Origin of the sequence: Kitasatospora phosalacinea, assembly GCF_000716545.1 — a bacterium.
GTDB classification, from domain to species: Bacteria; Actinomycetota; Actinomycetes; order Streptomycetales; family Streptomycetaceae; genus Kitasatospora; species Kitasatospora phosalacinea.
This window is the reverse complement of sequence record NZ_JNWZ01000191.1, coordinates 1-364: the sequence shown is the minus strand read 5'-3', so window position 1 is coordinate 364 and position 364 is coordinate 1. Positions and strand designations below refer to the sequence as shown.

The 364-nt window shown below is 71.2% G+C and carries 1 protein-coding gene; it reads left to right on the top strand.

Annotation, left to right across the window (positions count from 1 at the left end; translation table 11 throughout):
- Positions 1–364 (top strand): ATP-binding protein (locus OO48_RS34090; protein WP_033223582.1); only part of this gene is annotated, 364 nt, incomplete at both ends.

The window sequence follows — 364 nt, the reverse complement described above, 5'->3', positions numbered from 1 at the left end:
CGTCGCCATCAAAGCCGCCTTCGGCGGCGGCGGCCGCGGCCTCAAGGTCGCCCGCACGCTGGAGGAGATCCCCGAACTCTACGACTCCGCCGTCCGCGAGGCGGTGGCCGCCTTCGGCCGCGGCGAATGCTTCGTCGAGCAGTACCTCGACAAACCCCGCCACGTCGAGACCCAGTGCCTGGCCGACCAGCACGGCAACGTCGTGGTCGTCTCCACCCGCGACTGCTCGCTCCAGCGCCGCCACCAAAAGCTCGTCGAGGAAGCGCCCGCGCCGTTCCTCACCCCCGAGCAGAACGCCGAGCTGTACCGCGCCTCCAAGGCCATCCTGCGCGAAGCCGGCTACGTCGGCGCCGGCACCTGCGAA